This window comes from Psychromonas algarum (genome assembly GCF_004376845.1).
Lineage (GTDB): Bacteria > Pseudomonadota > Gammaproteobacteria > Enterobacterales > Psychromonadaceae > Psychromonas.
In genome coordinates this window covers 190,123-213,514 of sequence record NZ_SNUW01000003.1, presented here as the reverse complement: position 1 = coordinate 213,514, position 23,392 = coordinate 190,123, and the positions used below count along the sequence as shown (strand labels likewise).

The 23,392-nt window shown below is 34.3% G+C and carries 20 protein-coding genes; 4 read left to right on the top strand and 16 right to left on the bottom strand.

The genetic code is table 11. The annotated features are described in order from the left end of the window. Nucleotides 1-3: 3 nt before the first annotated feature. The 13 genes from E2R68_RS03145 to trhP form a co-directional block, all read right to left on the bottom strand. Nucleotides 4-606 carry an arylesterase gene (locus E2R68_RS03145; protein WP_134276054.1) on the bottom strand — a complete coding sequence of 201 codons (603 nt, stop codon included), beginning with the start codon at nt 604-606 and terminating at the stop codon, nt 4-6. 70 nt (nt 607-676) lie between these two features. Further along, nucleotides 677-1,336: a Bax inhibitor-1/YccA family protein gene (locus E2R68_RS03140; protein WP_134276053.1), complete on the bottom strand. Its 660-nt coding sequence runs from the start codon at nt 1,334-1,336 to the stop codon at nt 677-679. Between the two features lie 283 nt (nt 1,337-1,619). Then, nucleotides 1,620-2,369, bottom strand: coding sequence for a triose-phosphate isomerase (tpiA, locus tag E2R68_RS03135; protein WP_134276052.1), 750 nt, complete (start codon nt 2,367-2,369; stop codon nt 1,620-1,622). A 194-nt stretch (nt 2,370-2,563) separates the two neighbouring features. After that, entirely contained in the window at nt 2,564-3,496 is a 933-nt protein-coding gene (gene ttcA / locus E2R68_RS03130) for a tRNA 2-thiocytidine(32) synthetase TtcA (RefSeq protein WP_134276051.1), read from the bottom strand. Between the two features lie 88 nt (nt 3,497-3,584). Then, nucleotides 3,585-5,429 carry an EAL domain-containing protein gene (locus E2R68_RS03125; protein ID WP_134276050.1) on the bottom strand — a complete coding sequence of 615 codons (1,845 nt, stop codon included), beginning with the start codon at nt 5,427-5,429 and terminating at the stop codon, nt 3,585-3,587. Nucleotides 5,430-5,538: 109 nt separating this feature from the next. After that, nucleotides 5,539-6,321: an ATP-binding cassette domain-containing protein gene (locus E2R68_RS03120; protein WP_445177074.1), complete on the bottom strand. Its 783-nt coding sequence runs from the start codon at nt 6,319-6,321 to the stop codon at nt 5,539-5,541. Then, nucleotides 6,321-7,331 carry an oligopeptide/dipeptide ABC transporter ATP-binding protein gene (locus E2R68_RS03115; protein WP_134276048.1) on the bottom strand — a complete coding sequence of 337 codons (1,011 nt, stop codon included), beginning with the start codon at nt 7,329-7,331 and terminating at the stop codon, nt 6,321-6,323. Before E2R68_RS03115 ends, E2R68_RS03120 begins: the two co-directional genes overlap by 1 nt. Then, nucleotides 7,331-8,221, bottom strand: coding sequence for an ABC transporter permease subunit (locus E2R68_RS03110; RefSeq protein ID WP_134276047.1), 891 nt, complete (start codon nt 8,219-8,221; stop codon nt 7,331-7,333). Before E2R68_RS03110 ends, E2R68_RS03115 begins: the two co-directional genes overlap by 1 nt. Continuing rightward, nucleotides 8,208-9,185: an ABC transporter permease subunit gene (locus E2R68_RS03105; RefSeq protein WP_134276046.1), complete on the bottom strand. Its 978-nt coding sequence runs from the start codon at nt 9,183-9,185 to the stop codon at nt 8,208-8,210. The genes E2R68_RS03110 and E2R68_RS03105 overlap by 14 nt, the downstream gene beginning before the upstream one ends. Nucleotide 9,186: 1 nt before the next feature. Next, complete coding sequence (locus tag E2R68_RS03100; protein ID WP_134276045.1) at nt 9,187-10,815, bottom strand: ABC transporter substrate-binding protein; 1,629 nt, start codon at nt 10,813-10,815, stop codon at nt 9,187-9,189. Nucleotides 10,816-10,952: 137 nt separating this feature from the next. Beyond that, the gene (locus E2R68_RS03095) at nt 10,953-12,227 is read right to left on the bottom strand and encodes an MATE family efflux transporter (protein ID WP_243834589.1); all 1,275 of its coding nucleotides are present in this window, start codon (nt 12,225-12,227) and stop codon (nt 10,953-10,955) included. A gap of 53 nt (nt 12,228-12,280) precedes the next feature. After that, the gene (locus E2R68_RS03090) at nt 12,281-12,532 is read right to left on the bottom strand and encodes a YfhL family 4Fe-4S dicluster ferredoxin (RefSeq protein WP_134276043.1); all 252 of its coding nucleotides are present in this window, start codon (nt 12,530-12,532) and stop codon (nt 12,281-12,283) included. Between the two features lies 1 nt (nt 12,533). Further along, nucleotides 12,534-13,880: a prephenate-dependent tRNA uridine(34) hydroxylase TrhP gene (trhP, locus tag E2R68_RS03085; protein ID WP_166738789.1), complete on the bottom strand. Its 1,347-nt coding sequence runs from the start codon at nt 13,878-13,880 to the stop codon at nt 12,534-12,536. A gap of 263 nt (nt 13,881-14,143) precedes the next feature. Between trhP and proQ the strand changes: the two genes are divergently transcribed. From proQ to E2R68_RS03070, 3 genes are all read left to right on the top strand, one after another. After that, nucleotides 14,144-14,773 (top strand): RNA chaperone ProQ, encoded by a 630-nt coding sequence (proQ, locus tag E2R68_RS03080; protein WP_134276041.1) that lies wholly within the window; start codon nt 14,144-14,146, stop codon nt 14,771-14,773. Nucleotides 14,774-14,784: 11 nt separating this feature from the next. Then, complete coding sequence (gene prc / locus E2R68_RS03075) at nt 14,785-16,779, top strand: carboxy terminal-processing peptidase (RefSeq protein WP_134276040.1); 1,995 nt, start codon at nt 14,785-14,787, stop codon at nt 16,777-16,779. A 227-nt stretch (nt 16,780-17,006) separates the two neighbouring features. After that, a complete protein-coding gene (locus tag E2R68_RS03070) occupies nt 17,007-18,668 on the top strand; it encodes an AMP-binding protein (RefSeq protein WP_134276039.1) in 1,662 nt (553 codons plus the stop codon). 66 nt (nt 18,669-18,734) lie between these two features. Here E2R68_RS03070 and E2R68_RS03065 read toward each other — a convergent pair whose 3' ends face one another. Continuing rightward, nucleotides 18,735-19,475, bottom strand: coding sequence for a UDP-2,3-diacylglucosamine diphosphatase (locus E2R68_RS03065; protein WP_243834582.1), 741 nt, complete (start codon nt 19,473-19,475; stop codon nt 18,735-18,737). 3 nt (nt 19,476-19,478) lie between these two features. Next, nucleotides 19,479-19,973, bottom strand: a complete 495-nt coding sequence (locus E2R68_RS03060) for a peptidylprolyl isomerase (protein WP_134276038.1) — start codon at nt 19,971-19,973, stop codon at nt 19,479-19,481. A gap of 127 nt (nt 19,974-20,100) precedes the next feature. Here E2R68_RS03060 and cysS point away from each other — a divergent pair, with 127 nt between their 5' ends. Next, nucleotides 20,101-21,507: a cysteine--tRNA ligase gene (gene cysS, locus E2R68_RS03055; protein WP_134276037.1), complete on the top strand. Its 1,407-nt coding sequence runs from the start codon at nt 20,101-20,103 to the stop codon at nt 21,505-21,507. Between the two features lie 72 nt (nt 21,508-21,579). Here the strand turns inward: cysS and E2R68_RS03050 are convergent, their stop codons facing one another. Further along, complete coding sequence (locus E2R68_RS03050; protein WP_134276036.1) at nt 21,580-23,142, bottom strand: hypothetical protein; 1,563 nt, start codon at nt 23,140-23,142, stop codon at nt 21,580-21,582. Between the last annotated feature and the right edge of the window lie 250 nt (nt 23,143-23,392).

Genomic DNA, 23,392 nt, shown 5'->3' with positions numbered 1-23,392 from the left:
GCATTAATTTAATGCGCCATTATCTTCTAATAATTTATAAATAGCCTGTGCAATTAGGCCATACCCTTGAGCGTTAGGATGGATCATATCACTACGTAGAGATGGTTTTTTTAATACATCTTTTATGATGTCATTTTCTAATGGAATATTATATTGCTCTGATAATTCCTGATATTGTATAAGATCAGGTAAAAATAAAGAGGCTTCAGGTACTGATATTAAAACAATTTGTATATCTCGCTCTTGTGCCATTGCAATCATTTGTGAAAGGTTATTTTTCATTACCTGTAGACTTTGTTTTTGCAGCATATCATTTGCACCATGGCATAAAATAATTAACTGCGGCTGATATCGATCCAATAAAGAGGCTAATCGTTTTAAACCTCTATCGCTTGTTTCACCACTTATGCCTTCGTTAATCACATCTATATTTAATAATTTACTTAATTGTGCTGGATAGCTTTGATTTTTTTTAGCTCCATATCCAAAAGTTAAACTGTCCCCAAAGGCTAAAATAGGTTGTGTATGATTCAATGGAGTTAGTTTTTCAGAGGAGCCACAAGCTGTTAATAAAAAGCAAAATAGCAGGGTAAATATTATTTTCATTATCGATTCATTAAAATAAGGGTAAAAAAAAGCGCACGTTAAAGTGCGCAAAGTCTAATTGGTTAGAAACTTAATCGTCTAAAATACCCAATATTGAAAGTAGGTGTACAAAAATATTGAAAATATTTAAATATAGAGAAACAGTTGCACGGATGTAATTTGTTTCACCACCATTAATGATACGGCTTGTATCAAATAAAATTAAACCAGACATGATTAGTACAACAACACTGCTGATAACTAACTGGAATAATGGAATTTGTAAAAAGATATTAGCAATAATCGCTACCAGTACTGCAATCATACCAGCCATTAAGAACCCTCCCATAAATGAGAAGTCCTTACGTGTGGTTAATACATAAGCTGATAAAGCAAAGAAGATAATTGCTGTTGTACCTAATGCTTGCATAATAAGGGCAGGGCCGTTAGGCATAGTTAAATAATGATTTAACATATTACCAAGAGATGCACCCATCACACCTGTAAACATAAATACCCAGAATAAGCCTTTACTAGTATCTGCTGTTTTTGAAACAACAAATAATAAAGCAAACCCTACTAGCATTAATACAAGTGAAACCATTGGGCCAATACCAACCATAGTTGCAATTGTTGCTGTTACTGCACTAAATGCTAATGTCATTCCTAACAGCATATATGTGTTCTTTAAAACTTTATTAATTGAAACTCCAACACTGTGTGTTTGAGCATTATTAATAGAAGAATTCATCTTTAACTCCAATTTAATTAGTGATTACATCAGACATCATAACATGAGATTTTAGCTTGTGGAGGATTTTCGTTGCAGTAAATAATGGAGGATAATTTTTTTTGATGCATATCCTCTTAATCATTAATAAATAAGGCGATTAAACGCAAAATACTACCTAAAAAGGGTGGTTTTTGGTGGTGCGAGAAGTGAAAATAAAGGGATATTTAATTTAAATAATAAGTAATAAAAAAAAGGCACCCAAGTGCCTTTAATACAATTATATAAATATTAGACTCTATTATTAAATTGCTTCAATAATGCCTACAAATTCTTCAACAATAAGTGCAGCACCACCAACCAATCCACCATCGATATCTGGTTGAGCAAATAAGTTTTTTGCATTGTTTGCTTTTACACTACCGCCATAAAGAATTTGCACTTTTTCTGCGACAACTTCATTTTGTGCTCTTAACCAAGAACGGATAAAGGAATGTACTTCTTGAGCTTGTTCTGCCGTTGCTACTCTACCTGTTCCAATTGCCCACATAGGTTCATAAGCGATAACAGCTTTCTCAAACGCAGCTACACCTACAAGATTAGTCACTGCTTTGAGTTGTTTTTCAAGTACTTCAAATGTCTTATGCGTTTCACGGTCGAGTAGTCTTTCACCAATACATAATACGGGAATTAATCCACTATTCTGTGCAGCCATAAACTTTCTTGCCACCATTTCATTTGTTTCGAAATGGTATTGGCGACGCTCTGAATGGCCAACTAAAGTATATTTAGCTCCAAACTCTTTCACCATATCTGATGATGTCTCACCGGTAAATGCGCCTGTAATATGCTCACTAACATTTTGAGCGCCAAATTTAAGATTATTGTTTTGTGTAAGTTTGGCAACATGTTCAATAAAAATTGGAGGGGGGCATACAACAACTTCAACATTCTTAGTTGAATTCGCCGTACCCTCAATACCTTTAATCAGTGCCGAAATAGTATCTTTAGTGCCGAAAAGTTTCCAGTTGCCCATTACAAGAGGTGTTCTCATGTTTGACTCCATCATTTTTATTAGAACTAATAAGTATCGAATAGAATAGTGTTTATAATTAACTATCTGAATAAACTTATCATTTTTTTTTATATATTTGTAACAAAATGAGATAAATGATTAATTAACTTCTTTAAAATTAGATCGAAGTTAATAATTGATATTTAGTTCATTACAAATTGTTAATTAAGCAGTTAATTAATTTCTGTAAATTGAACGGCGGTATGTTGCTTATAGAACTCATTTTCTGTGTCATCTTCAACAGTTTGGCTTTGAACCGCAAAAGACTCTTTATCAAAAGCAATATCACCACCATCTATAATCCCAGACTCCCTGGTAATTGATTTAAAATCAAATAAAGTCGTATCTGCTAAATGTGAAGGAACCACGTTTTGCATTGCAGTGAACATAGTTTCTAAACGACCTGGATAATTAACTTCCCAATCATTTAGCATTTCTTTGGTTAATTGGCGTTGTAAATTTGGTTGAGAACCACATAGGTTACAAGGAATGATAGGGAATTTTTTAAGCTCGGCAAACTGTTCTATTTCTTTTTCTTTACAATAAGCCAATGGGCGAATAACAACGTGTTCCCCATTATCTGACACTAATTTTGCTGGCATAGATTTTAGTTTGCCGGCAAAAAATAGATTTAACATCATAGTGGCAAGCATATCATCTCGATGATGCCCAAGTGCAATTTTGGTGGCGCCTAACTCTTTTGCTGTTTTATATAAAATGCCACGACGTAAACGAGAACAAAGACTACAGGTTGTTTTACCTGGCTCTAGTTTGTCTTGCACTATGGTATATGTATCTTGTTCAATTATGCGGTAATCAACGCCTAACTGTTTAAGGTACTGTGGTAAAATATGTTCTGGAAAACCTGGCTGTTTTTGATCTAAATTTACTGCGATGATATCAAAGTGGATAGGTGCGACTGCTTTTAATTGACTTAGGATCTCTAATAAAGTGTAGCTGTCTTTGCCACCAGACAAACATACCATTACTCTGTCGCCTTCTTCGATCATATTATAATCTGCAATGGCTTGACCTGTTTGTCGACGTAACACTTTGTTTAATTTTTTGAGATTGAATAACTCTTTTTCTGACAGTTGTTGCGTCATGGTATGCCTTGCTTATAGTGGTGATAAAACTGCGCGCATTGTATAAAAAGAGTGGAGTAGATGTAAAGACAAAGACTCCACGTATCGCCTATAAAACAGTGGGGTGAGCAATTAAATAACCTTGAATTCCATCTACATGCATACTTTCAAGAATTTGTTTCTGTTCAATATCTTCAATACCTTCTGCGATAACCTGACAATCCATGCGATGAGCAACATCGATCACCATACGAACAAACTGCTGGTTTTCACTATCACTTTCAATATGACGAATTAAACTTGCATCAATTTTTACAAAATTAGGTTTTAGTTCTTTAAATAAACGAAACGAACCAATTCCTTTACCAAAGTTACAAATTGCTGAGCGGCTACCAACTCTTTTGAGCATTTCAAAAAATCGTTTACTGGTGATCAAGTTGTTGTCTAATAATTTTTCTTGCATCTCAAAAACAAGTGAGCCAGCAATATCAGGGTTTCTTAATAATAAACGTTCTAACCAAATATTAAAGCTACTACTTTGTATTGCAGATGAGCTAATATTCAGACCCCAGCGACAATGGTGACTTGTTTGTACTCGATATTTTGAAATCACTTTCTCTATAATTATCTGTTCCAGTTTAATGATGTTATCTGTTCGTAGTGCCATAGCAAATACATTTTCAGTTGGAATAATGTTGTTGTTCTCTCCTGTGAAACGAGTGAAAATCTCTTGATAAGCTTTCATTTCACGGTGGATTTCTTGAATCGGTTGAGATAAAAGCGTTAATGAGCGCTTATCAATAATATCTTTGATAAGCGTTGTCCAATATTGTTGTCCTAATGCAACGTTTTCATTATCTTTTGGTTCAAATACCCAAGCATTAACACCTTCTAACTGAGCTTTAGCCAAGGCTATATCTGCACGAGTTAAGACCTGTTCTGGTAATTGATTGGAGGTAATTACAGTCATGCCATTAAAAGCAACATTATCTAAGTTATTAAATTGCTGGTATTCATCAAATTTTAGTTTTAGTTCTTTGGCAAGTTGATGTGCATCTTTAATCGACATTTCATGTGCAATAAGAGCAAAATCAGCCCCATTGATATGTGAAATATGGATATTTTTATATCTTTCGATCCCTTTTTTTATCATCTGCGCAATATCAATAATGTATTGATCTCCTTGTTGGAAACCACGTTTAGCATTGATCGCCGATAATTCAAATGAGCGAATAATAAATAAAATAGCTGATTTGGGGTTACTTTCGTGGGTTAATATTTGAATTAACTCTTTTCGAAACGCATGACGATTGTGTAAACCGGTCAGATTGTCTGTATTAACTTGTTCTGCTAATTCAACTATCTTACTTTCTTGTTTCTGTAGTGCTTGATGAATTAATAATTTTTGTTCGTGTAAGGCATCAGAGACTCTCGTGAACGGGGTTTCTTTATGTACATCATTAGTTATTTCATAAACTAAAGCATGCTCTATTTTTTTAAATAATCGGAAGTAAATAAAGTTAGCGATAATCATTGTTAAAATTAAACCTGCAATAATGATCAATACGATAGAGCGGTAGAGTTTAAATAAGGAGTCATTTGTTGATGTATATTCAAATGTTTGCTGGTTTGATACAGAAGTGCTTGTTGAAAGCGGGAGTGGCAATATTTTACTGAATAGATCATGTTCAGACTTTTTTGTGTAAATAATAGGTTTAGATAGGTTGTCACCTGATACTTTGATATAAGTAAATTGATTTAAGTTAATGCTTTCTCTAAGTTCATCTAGGTTGACAAGATCGGGTAACTGAGTGAATTGTTCATTTTCACCTGTTAATTGCTGCTGCTGGTATAATAAAGGATTAAAAATAAGTTTAATGGCAAAGGCTAAACTGATTGCGATAATGATTGTAATAATATTGGTGAGCCAAAGACTTATTTTGTAATCATTCATTTAATGTCCTCCATGATATTAGTAAAATCTCAAAGCACACATGCTCAGAAAAGTATTTATTTAGTATATATAAAATAAATACTTTTTTGTTATTTATCTGAAATTTATATCATTTCCTGTAGTCTGGTTGGTGGCTAACTAATAAATACTTTGTCTGTTCATGCTGAGGAGAATGACAGATCTTTTCAGTCGTTCCTTTTTCAATAATTTTTCCATGATGGAGTACGATAATGTGATCGCTCATATGTCTCACTAAATGCATGTTATGAGCGACAAAAATATAGCTAATTTCTTTTTCTTTTTGAATTTTTAATAGTAAATTTATGATTTTAAATCGTAGTGAAATATCTAACATTGCTAGTATCTCATCAGCAATAATGATGTCCGGGTTTAATATCATTGCTCGCGCTATAGCAACTTGATGTTTTTGTACGCTGGATAGCATATTCGGAAAAAAGGCTAAATAATCTGGTAATAAGCCTACTAGTTTTAAAGTATCAAGAATCTGTTGATGTCGTTGTTCTGCATTTAAATCAGTATTGAGCTCTAATGGAGCATTTAAAATTTTACCAACAGTCATTTTAGGGTTTAATGAGCTACTTGGATCTTGAAATATCATACGCACTGAAAGACAACGCTCTTGAGAACTAAGAGAGGATATGTTTTTTCCTTTAATATAGATATCACCTGAATTCGCTTTTAATAGTCCAGCAATGGTTCTTACTAATGCACTTTTCCCTGAACCACTTTCTCCTACTACCGCTAATGTCTGTGCTTTCTCTAAGGTAAAGTTAACGGGACCAAATGCAATACGATCACGGCTAGTAAATAAACCTGAGACTTGTTTAAAGCTTTTGAAAAGATTCACAACATTTAATAATGGCTGCATAATTAGCTCAATTTAATTGGATAATGGCATCGGAAACTATGCCCTTTTTTAATTGTCACACTTGGATTTTCAACACAGGTTCTTTGCGCTCTTGGGCACCTAGGGCCTAATCGACAACCGATAGGTAATTGATTGGCTGAAGGTATATTACCAGGTAAAGTATAGAGTTCACCTTTATGTTCATGTGATGGGTCATTATGGATCATTGTTTTCAGCAAAGCTTGAGTATAAGGGTGCATAGCGGAGGTAATTATTTGTTTATACGAGCCAGATTCTACTGTTTGTCCACAATACACTAGGGTCATGTAATCTGAAATGTTACTGGTATTTGCAAAATTATTACTCAATATGAGCAGCGTTGTATTATTCAGTTGATTGAGTTTATAGAGTAATCTAAATATTTGTGATTGCGTCACCGCTTCCATAGAGGTAGTTGGTTCATCTGCGATGATTAAACGAGGATTATTAGCAATTGCCATTGCAATCATTATTTTTTGACAAACACCTTCAGATAATTGATGTGGATATGAATTGAGAATCGAGATATCATGCTGGATCCCCACTTTATGCAATAATTCTTTCATTTGTAATCGGCTAGATTGCACATTAACCCGTCGGATTTTTCCTAGGATACGTCTGATCCGGATTTTCATTGTTTGTTTTGGCAATACTGACTTTATTTGCGTATGTATCTTTTGACTAGGATCGAGGTAAGAGCTTGGTTTTTGAAAAATCATAGATATTTCTTTTCCCATGATTTGGCGACGTTCTTTTTGTGATAGTTTAGTTAAATCTATCCCACCTAAAAACATACGATCTGCTGTTACTGTCCAGTTATTATTATGTAATCCCATGATTGCTTGTGCAATGAGGGTTTTTCCTGATCCTGATTCACCTATTAATCCGTGAATTGAGCCTTCAACGATATTTAATGAAGCTTTATCAATAACACGAATTTTTCCTTGAGCTGTTTCAATATCAATACTCAGGTTTCTAATATCTAATAAAGCCATTATTCTTCTCCTTCAATAACAGCGTGTCGTAAACCTTCTGCAAATACATTAACAATGACAATCACTAAAAAAATGGCAAGCCCAGGAAAAATAACCAACCATGGTGATAAATAAATGAGTTCCATACTACTTGCAATTAAAGAGCCTAGTTCTGTTTGTGGCAATTGAGCGCCAAAACCTAAAAAACCTAATGTAGCAATTTCAATTATAGCCATGGTAAATAGTCGGTTAATAACGGTAATGGTGGGCTCTAATATATTAGGTAAAATTCCATAACGGAATAATCGTAAATTGGTTGCTCCATCCAACTGTAAGGCAATGATATACTGTTTGCCTAGCTCTTGTTCAATAGCTAAATAACTGGCTCGTATAAATTGCGGTAAGAGTGAAAGAGATATTGCAATCAAGCAGTTGTAATAACTTGGGCCAAAGATTGTGATCAATATTAAAGCTAACAATAATGAAGGAATGGCTAATAGCGCATCTAATAAATGATGTAAAATACTCGCCTTGATGCCTTTTGTAAGTGCGGCACTAGCACCAATAACCATACCAATAATTGCAACAATAAAGGTAATTAATATAGCGCCTCCGAAGGTGAATTGTAAACCATGGAATACACGTGATAATGTGTCTCGCCCTAAATCATCGGTACCGAGTATATGATCTATATCCCCACCATCAACCCAATAAGGAGGCAGTAACATCTTGTCTGAATTTTGAGCTAATGGTGAATGAGGTACAAAGTGAGGCGCAAAAATAGCAGCAAAAATGAGTAAGATAACTAACCACATTGCCACAACAGCAATACTTTTACTTTTAAAAATAGACCAAATGTAACGAAGTGGTGATTGGATTTTATCTTCGTTGAATCCATTATTTATCAACATATAACGAACCTCGTCTTAGTGGACTAATAATGACCATAATAATTTCTACCAAGATACTAAAAAACAAAATAAACCCTGTAATAATTAACATACCGGCTGGTAGTACTAAGTAATCACCTGCTTTTAAAGAAGTAAACAGCCACTTTCCAATACCATCTAAGTTAAATACTATTTCAATGGTCATAGCAAAGGAGATCACTGTGCTTAATTGTAAACGTAATTGCGGAATAATAGGGGGGAGAGCATTTCTTAATGCATGAGTAAAAACTATTTTACGGCGAGAAAAGCCTTTTGCATAAGCCGCTTTAATATAGTTGCTACGCATGACCATTGTCATTGAATGACGTGTTAGACGGATAATTTCTGTTACAAGAAAAAATGAGAGTACCAAAGAAGGTAATATCAGATGAGCAATTCTGTCAAAAAAAGCAAACAACCCATATTCTTTAGTTACTAATAAAGTGTCGATTAATAAAAAACCAGTCACAGTAGGCACATCATATATTAAGCTTAAATTGCCATCTACAGGTAAAACATCCCCCCAAACACTAGGTAATAAGACTGCCATTACGCCAACCCAAAAAACAGGTAATGCTAAACCAACAATTGCGACAGTCATTATCATGTAATCTAGTTTGGTATTTCTAAATAAACCTGCAAGTAGACCAAGTGGGATGGCAATTAAACATGAGATTAATAACGCGCTAAAACATAACTCTAATGTTGCATTAAAAAAGAGTAAACCTCGTGTTAGTAATGGTTGATTATCTAAAGAGGAATAACCAAAATTTCCATCCAGCAAATTAAATAGGTAAGACAAGTACTGAAAAAAATAATTAGGTTGTTCTGACAATGTCAGATCACTTTCAATGGTCACACTGCGATCAATTGCAAATGCGATAATCGTTAAGATAAACGCAGTGATCAATAATAGGTTTAAACGTCTTATTAAAAATGACAGCATATTAATTTAGATCTTGTTTAATGGCATATTGAAAATTAATGCCGGTTAATGGATTAACTTGTACATTTAAAACAGATGAAGAAATTGCATCTAGTCTTAATACGTGTGCAATGGGTAAATAGGGACGTTTTTTATATATTTCATCTTGTAAAAGGTAATAACTTTTAATGCGTTGTGCAAAATTTGATTCTGTTAAAGATTGTTCTAATAATGATTCAGTATGAGGTGAACACCAGCGACTACTATTCCCGTTTTCAGGCGAAGAAGCACAACTCAATAAAGGTCTAAAGATACTATCAGGATCATTAATATGTACATTGATACCTGTTAAATAAGTATCATAATCACCACTAAACAACCTTGCTTGCAATGCTGTTCCGCTGAGGCTCTCAATCTTTGCCATGACGCCAATATCCGCCAAATTTGATTGTATTAATTCAGCTGTTTTGTGAAAGTTAGGATTAAACACTGCTGCATTCTCTGGTACTAGAATACTCAATGTTTTAGAAAAATCGTAGTTAAGTGTTTGTAACTTTTCTTTGGCCTGTTGAGAGGCATAAATATTTTCGTCAATACGTGGTTTTAGCGCCCAAGACTGTTTGCTCAATAGTGTATTAGTTTGTATTGCACTCTGAAAATAGACTGCCTGTAAGATAGTTTTTTTATCAATCGCCTGTGATAGCGCATAACGGACTTTATCATCCTGTAGTATGGTTTGTTTGGTGTTAAATGCCCATAGCGCGATATTTGAAGTGGATTTACTGTTTAAGATGATTTCTTTATTCTTACTCATTGCCTCTAACTGACTAGCCGCTGGATACGAAATAACATCACATTCACCTGATAGTAATTTACTATAGCGCTTTGTTGCACTTGGATTAGTGATGTAAATAAGGTTTTCAATATTAGTCATATCCTGCCAATAAAGCTCATTTTTTTGATAGCGGATCACACCATTACTCGTATAGCTTTTAAATTTAAAGGGCCCTGTACCAATCGGTTGAAAATCAATCTTTTCAGGTTGACCACGTTGTAATGACTGATCTGCATATTGCTTTGACTGAATAACTGCATAATGGGCTGCTAAGTTAGCTAATAGAGTAACATCCGGTTTTGATAGAACAAACTCCACAGTATGCTCATCAATTTTATTTATTTTAGAAAGCAAATTAGAAAAAGGGTGGCTATAAGAATAACTCTCCATTTGATTATTCACCGTATGATAAGGATGTTGTATATCAAGCATGCGATTAAAACTAAATAGCACATCATCGGCATTAAAAAATCGAGTGGGTGTGAAAAAATCAGTATGATGAAAGCTGATATTTTTACGTAATGTAAAACGATAATGTAATTTATCATCACTTTGTTGCCAGCTTTCAGCTAAATCAGGAATGAATCGATTGGTATTGGAGTCGAGTTTTACTAAACGATTAAAAATTTGGTGTGTTGTTGCATCTAAACTAGCGAGATCATTACTTATTTGTGGATTAAAAGATGTTGGATTATTTTCTGTACAATAAATGAGTGTATTATCAGTTAGTTGTTTATTTTGATAACAGCCTTGAAGGCTAACTATGGATAGCAATAACAAGATTAGTCGCGTCGTTCTTAAGCTTATTAAATACATAGCGTAATTCTATATCCATTAGAAGTCATAAAGGTTATTTTAGCAGTTGCAAAGCGCAAATAAAATATTAAATATCAGAAGGATAGACTAATTTAATATTTCCATTAAATCATCTGACAAATTGACCCATAGAATATTCATTGAGCTTTTAATTTTGATAGATTTTTATAACATATTACGATAGCTATCAATGAAAAGATGATACTTGCGACTGCCTGTCCAACCAGTATACCTTGTGCGCCGTAATAATAAGCTCCTAAGCTCACAAATGGAATTATTCCAAAAAACATTTTTCCTGCATTAAGTAGGGTCGCCACTTTAGCGTGCCCAACATTATTTAAAAATGACATGGCGACTAAATTCATCGCTACAAAAATGAAACTGATGGGAATGTATTGACAAAAAAATCGTAGCAAAATTGCGGCATCGTTACGGGCATTAAATAGTTGGATTAAAAACTCTTGTAAAAAAGATAATGTAAGTGCTAATACTAAGACATATTTGATTATAAAATTAAGTGAAATATTCAGTGTATCTTTTACTCTAATAATATTTTTAGCCCCTAAATTCTGGCTAATAATAGGGCCTATACTACCAGGCATAGCAAATAGCATTATAAAAGCAACTGGAATTAATCTGCTGATAATTGCCCAACCTGCCATAAAATCACTTCCAAACTTAGCTATTTCGTAAGTGATATAAAGATGACTCATCGGAGTGATCATTTGTGTTAACGATACGGGGAGAGCTATTTTTAATATTTTATGTGTATTTACTTTAAAATCATCAAGTTTCATTCGTACAATAAATCGATGTTGATACAATAAATAATATCCTCCAAGTAATAACATCGCCATTCTCGCAATTATTGAAGCAAAAGCGACGCCATTTAAATCTAGCTTAAAATAAAATATAAGTAGGGGATCTAATATTAGGTTAACGACTCCTCCTATCAAGGTACAAATCATTGCTAGCTTAGCTTTTCCTAGAGCACGTAAAGTCGCTATTATTTGCATCGATAATGCAGCCAGAGGAATGGAAAAAACAACTATTTTTAAATAATGAGCGGCAGCCTCAAGTTCTCTCGCTTGAGCGCCAATCATAGATAATATTGTTGTAGTGTTATAAAAGATAATTAAAGAGATAAAAATACTAAAAATGAAGGTCAACAAATAACAGGTGAGTGCTGATTTTTGGGCTGAAAGTATATCTTGTTGGCCAATACTTTTAGCTATCACTGCTGAGTTTGCAATCATCATTGCAATACTTAATGAGGAGGAGAAAAATAAAATAGCGGCTGCATAACCAATCGCTGCAACAAGGTGTGGCTGGTGGAGTAAACTAATGAAATAAATATCGATTAAATCAACAATAAAAAAGACGCTTAACCCAATTACATTCGTTAGCGCCATTTTTATTATATGTTCAGAAAGATCTCCCTGTGTGAATTTAGCGCTGAATGACATTACTCATCGACATATAAATTTGCAAATTTATCGAGTAATTGTTCTTGTGTTTCAACATGCTGAGGATCAACAATAATGCAGTTGATAGGGCACACTGCAACACAAGTTGCTTTTTCATAAAAGCCAACACATTCCGTGCATAAATCTGGATTAATTTCGTAGATTTCAGCACCAAAAGTAATGGCTTCATTGGGACACTCTGGATCGCACATATCACAGTTGATACAAGTATCTTCTATTAATAGCGCCATCTTATTTAGCGTGCGGATTACGAGTATCTGCACCCGAAGTTAAATTACGCATTAATAAACCGTGGTTGAGATCAATCTCTTTTGGAATTGGAATATATAATACATGACCAGATCCTGGTGCCACATCCACTAACTCACCTTTACGGTTATGTAATTCTTCAAGTTTGAAATTGATATTACCTTGTGGTGTCATTAATTCTAATTTATCACCGAGTAAAAATTTATTTTTCACGTTCACTTCAGCTAAGCCTTGTTGGTTGCGACCTGTAATTTCTCCAACAAATTGTTGAGTCTCGCTGATTGAATAACCATAGTCATAATTCTGATATTGGTCATGAGTATGGCGGCTTAAAAAGCCTTCTGTGTAACCTCGGTGTGCTAAATTTTCTAACGACCCCATTAGTGACGGATCAAAAGGGCGGCCTGCAATAGCATCATCCATTGCTTTACGATAAACCTGTGCAGTACGGGCACAGTAATAAAAGCTTTTAGTACGACCTTCAATTTTTAATGAGTGAACACCGATTTTTAAAAGTCGCTCTACATGTTGAATCGCACGTAGATCTTTTGAGTTCATTATGTAAGTGCCATGTTCGTCTTCAAAAGCTGGCATGTATTCGTTTGGACGGCCTTCTTCTTGCAATAAGAAAATTTGATCCGTTGTTTGACCGCTACCTAATGTTGGTTCTGGTTTGTGCACTGCAACAATATCACCCGTTTCATTTTCTGTTGCTTCATGAGCATCGTATTTCCAACGACATGAGTTGGTACATGTACCTTGGTTAGGGTCACGCTTATTGATATAACCTGATAATAAGCAACGGCCTGAATAAGCCATGCATAACGCCCCATGTACAAAAACTTCTATTTCTATATCAGGACAATGGAAGCGAATATCTTCGATCTCATCCAGTGAAAGTTCGCGAGATAAAATAACGCGTTCTATACCTTGTGAATACCAAAATTTGACTGTTGCCCAGTTAACCGCATTTGCCTGTACACTTAAATGTATTGCCATATCTGGAAAAGCTTCACGGACCATCATGATCAAACCTGGATCTGACATAATTAACGCGTCAGGTTTTAAATCAACAACGGGTTTCATATCACGAATGAATGTTTTTAGCTTAGAGTTGTGAGGCTGAATATTACAAACCACATACAGTTTTTTACCTTGGGCATGAGCTTCATTAATACCAAGCTGTAATTTTTCAATATTAAATTCATTATTACGTACACGAAGAGAATAACGAGGTTGTCCTGCATAAACGGCATCAGCTCCATAAGCAAAAGCATAACGCATGTTTTTTAAAGTGCCTGCTGGCGATAATAATTCTGGTTTCATCATATTCTCTTCAATAAAAAATTGGGACATTTTAGTAAAAATGTGATGTGAGATTCTACTTGTTTTTATAAAAAAGGTGTAGGGATATGTGTAAATATTCACTATTCATTAGAAATATCATTAAATTGAAGGGAATAGCCCGCTATGACGATAATTCGTTTCACATTTAATAAACGCAACACTATACTACTGAGTAATTTTCTTACTGATAATCAGAGATTTACTTTGAATATCTTTCAACATCGTTTTTAAATATTAGGTTTTACATGGAAAACACAGAAAAGTTTACAAATAACAAACAAATCATTGCCTTCTTAACAGAACAATTCCCAGCTTGTTTTATCACCGGGACAGAGTCTGCAAAACCATTAAAAATTGGTGTGTTTCAAGAACTAGCTACGCGTTTAGAAAATGAGACTCGCGTGAGTAAAACACAACTTCGTGGTGCTTTACGTCAATATACAATGAGCTGGCGTTACCTTCATTGTGTAAAAGCTGGTGCTAAACGAGTTGACCTAGACGGTGTTGAAGGGGATGAAGTTTCTCAAGAACATGCAGATCACGCTCAGCTTTCATTAAAAGAAAGTAAAGAAAAAGCATTTGCTAATAAAAAGAAAACTGAAGCAAATAAAGCAGCTAGCCGACCTGCTAAAAAAGTAACAGTACCAAATCGTAAAAAAACAGCTCCTAAAAAAGTTGCGAAACAACCTGAAATTGATTTAAGCCAATATAAAGAAGCTAATCATAATGAATTAAAAGTAGCACAATCAGTTAAAGTGTTATTAGGAAAATCGCCTGTTTCAGCGACGGTAGTAGAAATTTTAAAAGAAGAAGTTCAAGTACAACTAGACTCTGGAATGGTTGTTAAAGTGAAAGCTAAGCATTTAATCGTATAAAAGGTATTTTAATGAAAAAACTCTTTCGTCATGCATTGATTTTATCTCAACTTCTTTTTGTTGGGGCCGCGTTTGCCACCGTAACTAATGTTAGCTTAAAAGACATTCCACAGTTACATCAAGAACCTCAACATGCAAAAGTGGCGAAAAGAGTAAGCGATTTATTTAGTCGCTCCCATTACAAATATTTGCCTTTAGATGACCAATTATCTGAAAAAATATTTGAACGTTATATTAAGCAGCTAGATTTTAATAAACAGATCTTTATGCAAAGTGATATTGATAAAATGAAAGCTTATCAATACTCTTTTGATGACGATCTTAAATTTGGTGATTTGAAATCTGTATATGAGATTTATCAGCTTAATTTAACTCGTCGTTATGAACGTTTTACTTATGCTCTTTCCTTATTAGATAAAGAAATGAAATTCGATACAGACGAAGAGTATCAATTCGATCGTAGTGAAGCTGCATGGCCTAAAGATAAAAAAGAATTAGATGCACTGTGGACTGCGCGTGTTAAGTCGGATGAATTAAATTTAGCTTTATCTGGCAAAAAATGGCCAGAAATTAAAACGCTTTTAACAAAACGTTATAATTATGCACTTAAGCATTTAACTCAAACTGAAAGTGAAGATGTTTTTCAAACTTTTATGAATGCTTATGCACATACTATTGAACCTCATACTAGTTATTTATCTCCACGTAACGCTGAACGTTTTCAAATGGAAATGAATCTTTCTCTTGAAGGTATTGGTGCTGTTTTACAACTGGAAGATGATTACACTGTAATACGTAGTTTAGTGCCTGGTGGTCCAGCAGATAAATCAAAACAATTATTTAAAGACGATCGCATCATTGGTGTTGGCCAGGACGGTAAAAAAATTGTTGATGTTATAGGTTGGCGTTTAGACGATATTGTTGAGTTGATTAAAGGGCCTAAAGGTACAACGGTTCAGCTACAGATCTTATCAGGTAAAGCTGGCGATAAAAGCCGTGTGATTAAAATTGTTCGAGAAGAAATTCATCTTGAAGATAGAGAAGCAAAATCATCAGTAGAAGTAATTGATGGTAAAAACATTGGCGTGATCACCATTCCAAGCTTTTACATGAATTTAAGTGAAGATGTTAAACGTGAACTAGCTGTACTTGCCAAGAAAGACGTTAAAGGCATTGTGATTGATTTACGTAATAATGGCGGTGGTGCTTTGACTGAAGCTACATTGTTAACTGGGTTATTTATCAAAAGTGGTCCAGTAGTACAGGTAAGAGATAGTCGCCAGCAAATTGCAGTTCAATCTGATGATGATGGCGCAGTTACTTATACCGGTCCATTAACTGTATTAATCAATCGTTATAGTGCATCAGCATCTGAAATATTTGCAGCCGCATTACAAGATCATGGTAGAGCGATCATTATTGGCGAACAAAGTTTTGGTAAAGGAACTGTACAGCAGCACCGTCGTATTGCTCGCTATTACGATCAAAACCAAGATGCAGTTGGTTCTGTACAGTACACCATTGCTAAGTTCTATCGCATCAATGGTGGTAGTACGCAAAATAAAGGCGTTATTCCTGATATAAAATTTCCAACTGCTATTGACCCTAAGGATACTGGTGAGAGTTTAGAAAAAAATGCATTGCCTTGGGATAATATTAAGTCGGCGAAATATACTAAACTTAACAACCTTGAACCAGTGATTAAAAAGTTAATTTTAGCTCATCAAAAACGTATTAAAAGTGAAGTAGAATTTAGTTATTTAGATGCTGATATTCAGGAATATCTTGCTGAAAAAGATAAAACAACAATCTCATTGCTTAAAAAACAACGTGTGAGCGAGCGTGAAAAAAATGAAGCAGAAGGATTGGTTCGTACTAACGAGCGTTTAAAAAGAGCAGGTTTAAAAGAAGTGAAATCATTAGATGATGTTCCTGATGATTTTGAGCCTATTGATGCTTTTTTAATTGAAGCTGGGCACATTACCTTAGATTACGCTAATCTATAATGTAACGATAAGTTTCTAAAGGTCATTGAAAAAGCCGACTTTTATAGTCGGTTTTTTTATATCAGTCTGAAAATAGCAGACTTGGTATTTATATAATATCAATCACAATAAATAACTTATCTATTTTACTTGTAAAAAACTCACTTTCTCGTTGTAAATTTCGTAAAGGGAACAGCCATTTACATCAATTTACACCTTGTAATGTAATCGGTATAAAAGGATTTTATATGTTTAAACCATGGTTAGATAAGTACCCTGAAGGGATCAGTAGTCAATTAGATGAAAGTAGTTTTATTGATTTAGTAGAAATGATTGAACATACCTTTAAAGAGTATGCTGATCATACTGCTTTTATTAATATGGATGAGACGCTTAGTTATGCTGAATTAGAGCTGCAGTCTCGTCAAATTGCTGTTTATTTGCAACAAACATCGCAGCTAAGCAAAGGCGATCGTGTTGCTATCATGATGCCTAATCTTTTACAGTATCCGATTATATTATTAGGTATTTTAAGAGCGGGTTTAACTGTGGTAAACGTGAACCCACTTTATACGGCTTCTGAACTTAAACATCAATTAAATGATTCTGGTGCAAAAGCCATTTTTATTGTTTCTAATTTCGCTCAAACATTAGAAAGTATTGTTAAAGAAACACAGATCCAACACGTTGTTTTAACAAAACTAGGTGATGCATTACCACTGATTAAAAGGAATTTAGTTAATTTTATAGTGGCTTATGTGAAAAAAATGGTGCCAAAATTTAAGTTGCCCGGCGCTAAAAGTTATCGTTCTGCATTAAAAGATGGTGCTAAATTTGCGTATGTTCGCCCAGTGATCCGTTTAGATGATATTGCATTTATTCAATATACAGGAGGCACAACCGGTGTTTCAAAAGGCGCAGTGATGTCACACCGTAATATGGCAGCCAGCTTAGCTCAAGCTGATGGTGTATTTGGTTTAACGGTGAAGCAAGAAAGTGAAATGATTGTGACCGCATTACCCTTGTATCATGCCTTTGCTCTCACTGTGAATTGTCTATTTTTTATTAAAAAAGGCGCAACTAATTTATTGATCACTAACCCTCGTGATTTAGATACTTTCATAAAAACTTTAAGCAAATATAACTTCACTTACTTCACTGCATTAAATACTTTGTTCAATGCTTTATTACATCACCCTAAAATTGATAGCGTTGATTTTAGCCATTTGAAAATTACTTTAGCAGGGGGCATGGCCACACAAACTAAAGTTGCATCGCACTGGAAAGAAGTAACGGGTAGTACAGTTATAGAAGGTTATGGGCTAACTGAGTGTGCGCCTATGGTGAGTGTTAATTCATATAATGTTACTGCACATGATGGTTCAATTGGCCTTCCTATGCCAGGTACTGACTTACGGTTAATTGATGATCAAAATAATATAATTGAGGACTTTAATACACCAGGGGAAATTGAAATAAAAGGTCCACAAGTAATGGATTGTTATTGGCAAAATGAAGAAGAAACAAAAGTTGTTTTTAATGATGGGTGGTTTAAGAGTGGTGACATAGGGCTTTTTGATGAAAAAGGCTTGTTACGTCTTGTTGACCGCAAAAAAGATATGATATTAGTGTCTGGCTTTAATGTTTATCCTAATGAAATCGAAGATATCGTTACTCAGTTAGATGGAGTACTTGAAGCTGCTGTAGTAGGCATTGATGATGACGTGTCTGGTGAGGCTGTAAAATTATTTGTGGTATTGAGTAATTTTAATATTAAAGTTTCAACCATTAAGGCTCATTGTGCTAAATATTTAACTCGTTATAAACAACCTAAAAATATTGAAATAGTCACTGAACTGCCTAAAAATAATGTTGGTAAGGTATTACGACGATTATTAAAAGAAAGATAAGCAATAACAACCGTAATATCATTTTAAGGGGTTACGGTTGTTTTTCATGAGGAAATTATAAAATAATTATTGATAGTAATTAATAGGACGAACGACTAATTCAACGCCTGTAGGAGAGGCTTCCACATAACTTAAATTATTATACCAATCACCTACATCATAACGTTTTCCTGCTTTGTTATTAACTTCCAAGTCATGAATAAAAGCTTGATGTGTATGGCCATGGATAAGGTGTTGTACGTTGTGTTTAGACATTAAACGTAAAACTTCATCTTGTGTTACACCCATCATATTTGTATTTTTATAAACTTTCTTTGACTGGCTCGCTGTGCGAATTTTCCAACCAATACGTTTACGTAATCTCAGGGGCAAGCAATTAAAAATAAATTGCAGCATTGGATTATGAATAACTTTACGCATGCGTTGATAATTTTTATCAAATAAACAAAGCGTATCACCATGCATAATTAACGTCTTACAACCGTATAAATCAATTTCAGTATGCTCAGGTAATAATGTCATGGAAGCTTGTTTTGCATAACGTTTTCCAATCATAAAGTCACGATTACCGTGTATATAAAAAATAGGAGTATTGTTTTTTTGAGAAAACTGCGTTAATTTTTGCGCAACTTCATCCATTAAAGGTGTGTGTTCATCATCACCGATCCAGACTTCAAACATATCACCAAGGATATAAAGTGTCTCAGCATTGACTGCTTCCTTTTCAAGAAAAGAAAAAAAAGCATCGCTAATGTGTCGATGATTTTCGCTGAGATGTAAATCTGCAATGAATAAAGTGCGCATCATAGATTAAGCTACAGTAACACTAGTGATAACAACATCATCTAGTGGCACATCTTGGTGAACATAATGTGCGTTACCTGTTGCAACAACTTTGATTTTATCTACAACATCTTCACCAGCGACTACTTTAGCAAATACACAGTATCCCCAACCATCAGTTGTCTCTGATTTAAAGTCTAAAAATTTATTATCACCAACATTAATAAAAAATTGAGCTGAAGCTGAATGTGGTTCCATAGTACGAGCCATTGCAACAGAATATTTAACATTAGATAAACCGTTGTTTGCTTCATTTTTAATTGGCTTTTGGCTATCTTTTTCTTCCATACCAGGGGCAAAACCACCACCTTGGATCATGAAACCATCGATAACACGGTGGAAAATAGTGTTGTCATAATGACCACTGGTTGCATATTTAATAAAGTTTGCCACTGTTTTAGGTGCTTTTTCTTCATTCATTTCTAGTGCGATATCGCCAAAATTTGTATGTAAAGTAATCATAGTTAAATCCTATCTTCAAAAAGAGCGTTATCATACCTTAACTAGGTAATTCATTAAATACAAAGGGTGAATTTGTCACTTTAGCAGGTTAGAATAGGCGCTTTACAGTAATCGCATTGGATGGAAAATGTTAAAAATATACAACTCCCTAACTCGAACTAAAGAAGAATTTAAACCCCTTGTTACCGGTAAGGTCGGGATGTATGTATGTGGTGTCACTATTTATGATTATTGTCATATTGGACATGGTCGTACTTTTGTTGCTTTTGATACTGTCGCTCGTTACTTACGCTTTAGTGGTTATGATTTAAACTTTATTCGTAACATTACCGATGTTGACGATAAAATTATTAAACGTGCTAATGAAAACAGTGAAACTTGTGATCAACTAACGACACGTTTTACAGAAGCAATGCATGCTGATTTTGATGCACTGAATATGATTAGACCTGATATTGAGCCTCGTGTTACCGACCACATGCCTGAGGTTATTAGCATGGTTGAAGCGTTAATTGCTAAAGGACACGCTTATGTATCTGATACTGGTGATGTACTTTTCTCTGTTTCTTCATTTCCTGAATATGGACAATTAAGCGGTCAAAATCTTGAAATGTTACAAGCTGGCTCACGTGTTGAAGTAGAAGATAGTAAACATGATCCATTAGACTTTGTATTATGGAAAATGGCTAAAGCGGGCGAACCATCTTGGTCATCTCCATGGGGGGAAGGGCGTCCTGGTTGGCATATTGAATGTTCAGCAATGAACAGAAAACATTTAGGTGAAGTGTTTGACATTCATGGCGGTGGTTCTGATTTAAGTTTTCCACATCATGAAAATGAAATTGCTCAGTCATGTTGTGCGCATCACGGTAAGTATGTGAATACTTGGATGCATTCAGGCATGGTGCAAGTTGATAAAGTTAAAATGTCGAAATCATTAAATAACTTCTTCACCATTAAAGATGTACTCGATGTATATGATAGTGAATCTGTTCGTTATTTTTTAATATCTGGTCACTACCGTAGCCAATTAAATTACTCAGAAGATAACTTAAAACAAGCGAGAGCGAGTTTAGAGCGACTATATACAGCTATTCGTGATATTAAAATTGTTGGTATTAATGAGTTTGATGATGAATTTAAGAGCAATAAATTCTATCAAGGTTTTGTTAAAGCCATGGATGATGACTTTAATACACCGGAAGCATTAGCGGTATTGTTTGATTTAGCAAAAGAGATCAATAGAATCAAAGCAACCAATATGGATAAAGCGGTAGCGTTAGGAAGCATGTTAGTAAAATTTGCTAATGTGTTAGGTTTATTATCTCAATCGCCGGATGATTTTTTACAAGGTACTTCACAAGGTAATGGTGAAGATGATCAAGTTGCTGAGATTGAAGCATTGATATTACAACGTAATACAGCAAGGGCGAATAAAGACTGGGCGAGCGCAGATGATGCTCGTGATAAGTTGGCTGCATTAAATATAGTGCTTGAAGATGGTGCTAATGGTACTACTTGGCGAAAAGTTTAATATTTAAATAAGCTTTATTGTTAAATCAAAAAGGACATCAATTGATGCCCTTTTTAAATAATGAATACAATATTAAAAACGATAACCTACTACTAAGTTTAGATTATTCCTATCCTCACCATAACTAAACATTAATGAACTGCTCCAATGGCGAGCAAAGCTTTTCTCAACACCTACCAGTCCAGTCCATTTTTTAGATCTTAACCCTACAACCACTTGATTTTTAACAAAGTTAGCAACGATTCGATTTGCGGTATCTTGATATTGTGCTCCTAGTAATGCCCTTAACCCAATTTCTTTAAAATGATAACCTACGATTGGAGTGATGATAGACATTTTTAATTCCGCATCGGCTTTCTTGGTATATGCAGTTACATATTGTAAATCCACTGTACCAAAGTAATTACCGACCCCTCCAGCAATAGTTGCACCACCACCATATACAACACTACTACTTTTAGCATCGTTCACTGTAAAATAATCACCAGGACCGATATCATCAAAAATAGGAATAGATGGATTAAAACCATTAGGCAATACTTGTAAAGTTATATCACTAAGGGTTTGAGTTTTACCGACAATTAATCCAACGTTTAAAAAAGGTAATAACCACATATCTGCACGCACTAACATGACAGCGGAGCTATTAACAACTTTTGCATCATCACCACCAACTAAATTACCTACATCTTTTCCATTCACGGCAAAACTTGTCATATGCATGGTTGTTTCTTGTAACATACTAATCATTGATATACCAAAAGGCTTCGGTAAATCATAACCTTGTTTACGTGCTTCTTGGCCAAACAAAGGGAATATTCGATCAAGCTCTACATAATAGGTTTTATAGTCTGATTCAGAGAAAGGAGTTTTTTTTTGTATACCGCCTGAAAAACTGACAGGATCTAATTTATGGTTTTGATAAGACGAAACAACAGCATTAATCAGCGAATGATATTTTTCTCCATTTTTAATGCCTTGCTTTTCAATTTTAATACCCTGTAATAAATAACCGCCATTAAAAGGTACTGAGTTAAAGGTTAGCTCTTTCTCAAATATAGTGACATCAATACCTTGATCTTCAAAAGATTCTTGATTGCTTATCACTATTTTATTAATTCGGTGTGATGTAATGTAAACATAGCCTTTAAAGCTTCTATATTGTTTTATTTCATAAGGAATTTCATCTTTTAACAAAGTAAATGAGATAACGGTTTGCTGCTCGGTTTTGGAAACAATTTTAAAGCTATCTGGATCATATACAGATGTATTACCTAGTTTTATCTGTAATGCCATTATTTCATCTAGGGTATTTGAAATATCTTTACCTGCTAAAAGGTGTTCGTATTGTTTGGGGACTTGTAAACGCAGGTCAATACCGTAATTTGTAAAAGGGTCATATAGAAGCTTGTAATTTAATTTAGTTTTTTTATTGTTTGATTCGATTACTTGGGTGGTATCAAGAGTTAATGCAACTTCTGGGCTAAATGTTGCCACAGCAAGATTAAGGATCTGTGGGTCAATACCTTCTTGAATTAAGAGATTAGGTTTATATAATCCATTTTGCGCAAATATCTGGTAGGAGATGAAATACAATAATCCGGATAAATAGCTTAATACCTTATTTTTACTCACTTAATACTCCATTATTAACAGTGATATTATGATAGTAATCATATTAAATAATAGGTCAATCTTACTTGTTATTTGAACTTCAGTTTTCTGGATAATTTAGAAATGGGTTAACATCGTAAGCTTGGTTTTATCGCTAAATATCAATTTAAGAGATGCATAGGGAAAATAACAGGAAGAATCATTTCTTCCTATTAAAGATTATAGAGGTTGTTAATAACTCACTAAAGTTCAACAACTAAATCAGAATATG

Excerpts from the sequence above, each read along its gene's own strand:
- E2R68_RS03115 (WP_134276048.1), bottom strand. The coding sequence starts at position 7,331 with ATGGCTTTATTAGATATTAGAAACCTGAGTATTGATATTGAAACAGCT.
- E2R68_RS03100 (WP_134276045.1), bottom strand. The coding sequence starts at position 10,815 with ATGTATTTAATAAGCTTAAGAACGACGCGACTAATCTTGTTATTGCTA.
- ttcA (WP_134276051.1), bottom strand. The coding sequence starts at position 3,496 with ATGACGCAACAACTGTCAGAAAAAGAGTTATTCAATCTCAAAAAATTA.
- E2R68_RS03105 (WP_134276046.1), bottom strand. The coding sequence starts at position 9,185 with ATGCTGTCATTTTTAATAAGACGTTTAAACCTATTATTGATCACTGCG.
- trhP (WP_166738789.1), bottom strand. The coding sequence starts at position 13,880 with ATGATGAAACCAGAATTATTATCGCCAGCAGGCACTTTAAAAAACATG.
- E2R68_RS03145 (WP_134276054.1), bottom strand. The coding sequence starts at position 606 with ATGAAAATAATATTTACCCTGCTATTTTGCTTTTTATTAACAGCTTGT.
- tpiA (WP_134276052.1), bottom strand. The coding sequence starts at position 2,369 with ATGAGAACACCTCTTGTAATGGGCAACTGGAAACTTTTCGGCACTAAA.
- cysS (WP_134276037.1), top strand. The coding sequence starts at position 20,101 with ATGTTAAAAATATACAACTCCCTAACTCGAACTAAAGAAGAATTTAAA.
- E2R68_RS03095 (WP_243834589.1), bottom strand. The coding sequence starts at position 12,227 with ATGGCGCTAACGAATGTAATTGGGTTAAGCGTCTTTTTTATTGTTGAT.
- E2R68_RS03090 (WP_134276043.1), bottom strand. The coding sequence starts at position 12,532 with ATGGCGCTATTAATAGAAGATACTTGTATCAACTGTGATATGTGCGAT.
- prc (WP_134276040.1), top strand. The coding sequence starts at position 14,785 with ATGAAAAAACTCTTTCGTCATGCATTGATTTTATCTCAACTTCTTTTT.
- E2R68_RS03110 (WP_134276047.1), bottom strand. The coding sequence starts at position 8,221 with ATGTTGATAAATAATGGATTCAACGAAGATAAAATCCAATCACCACTT.
- proQ (WP_134276041.1), top strand. The coding sequence starts at position 14,144 with ATGGAAAACACAGAAAAGTTTACAAATAACAAACAAATCATTGCCTTC.
- E2R68_RS03140 (WP_134276053.1), bottom strand. The coding sequence starts at position 1,336 with ATGAATTCTTCTATTAATAATGCTCAAACACACAGTGTTGGAGTTTCA.
- E2R68_RS03065 (WP_243834582.1), bottom strand. The coding sequence starts at position 19,475 with ATGATGCGCACTTTATTCATTGCAGATTTACATCTCAGCGAAAATCAT.
- E2R68_RS03070 (WP_134276039.1), top strand. The coding sequence starts at position 17,007 with ATGTTTAAACCATGGTTAGATAAGTACCCTGAAGGGATCAGTAGTCAA.
- E2R68_RS03125 (WP_134276050.1), bottom strand. The coding sequence starts at position 5,429 with ATGAATGATTACAAAATAAGTCTTTGGCTCACCAATATTATTACAATC.
- E2R68_RS03060 (WP_134276038.1), bottom strand. The coding sequence starts at position 19,973 with ATGATTACTTTACATACAAATTTTGGCGATATCGCACTAGAAATGAAT.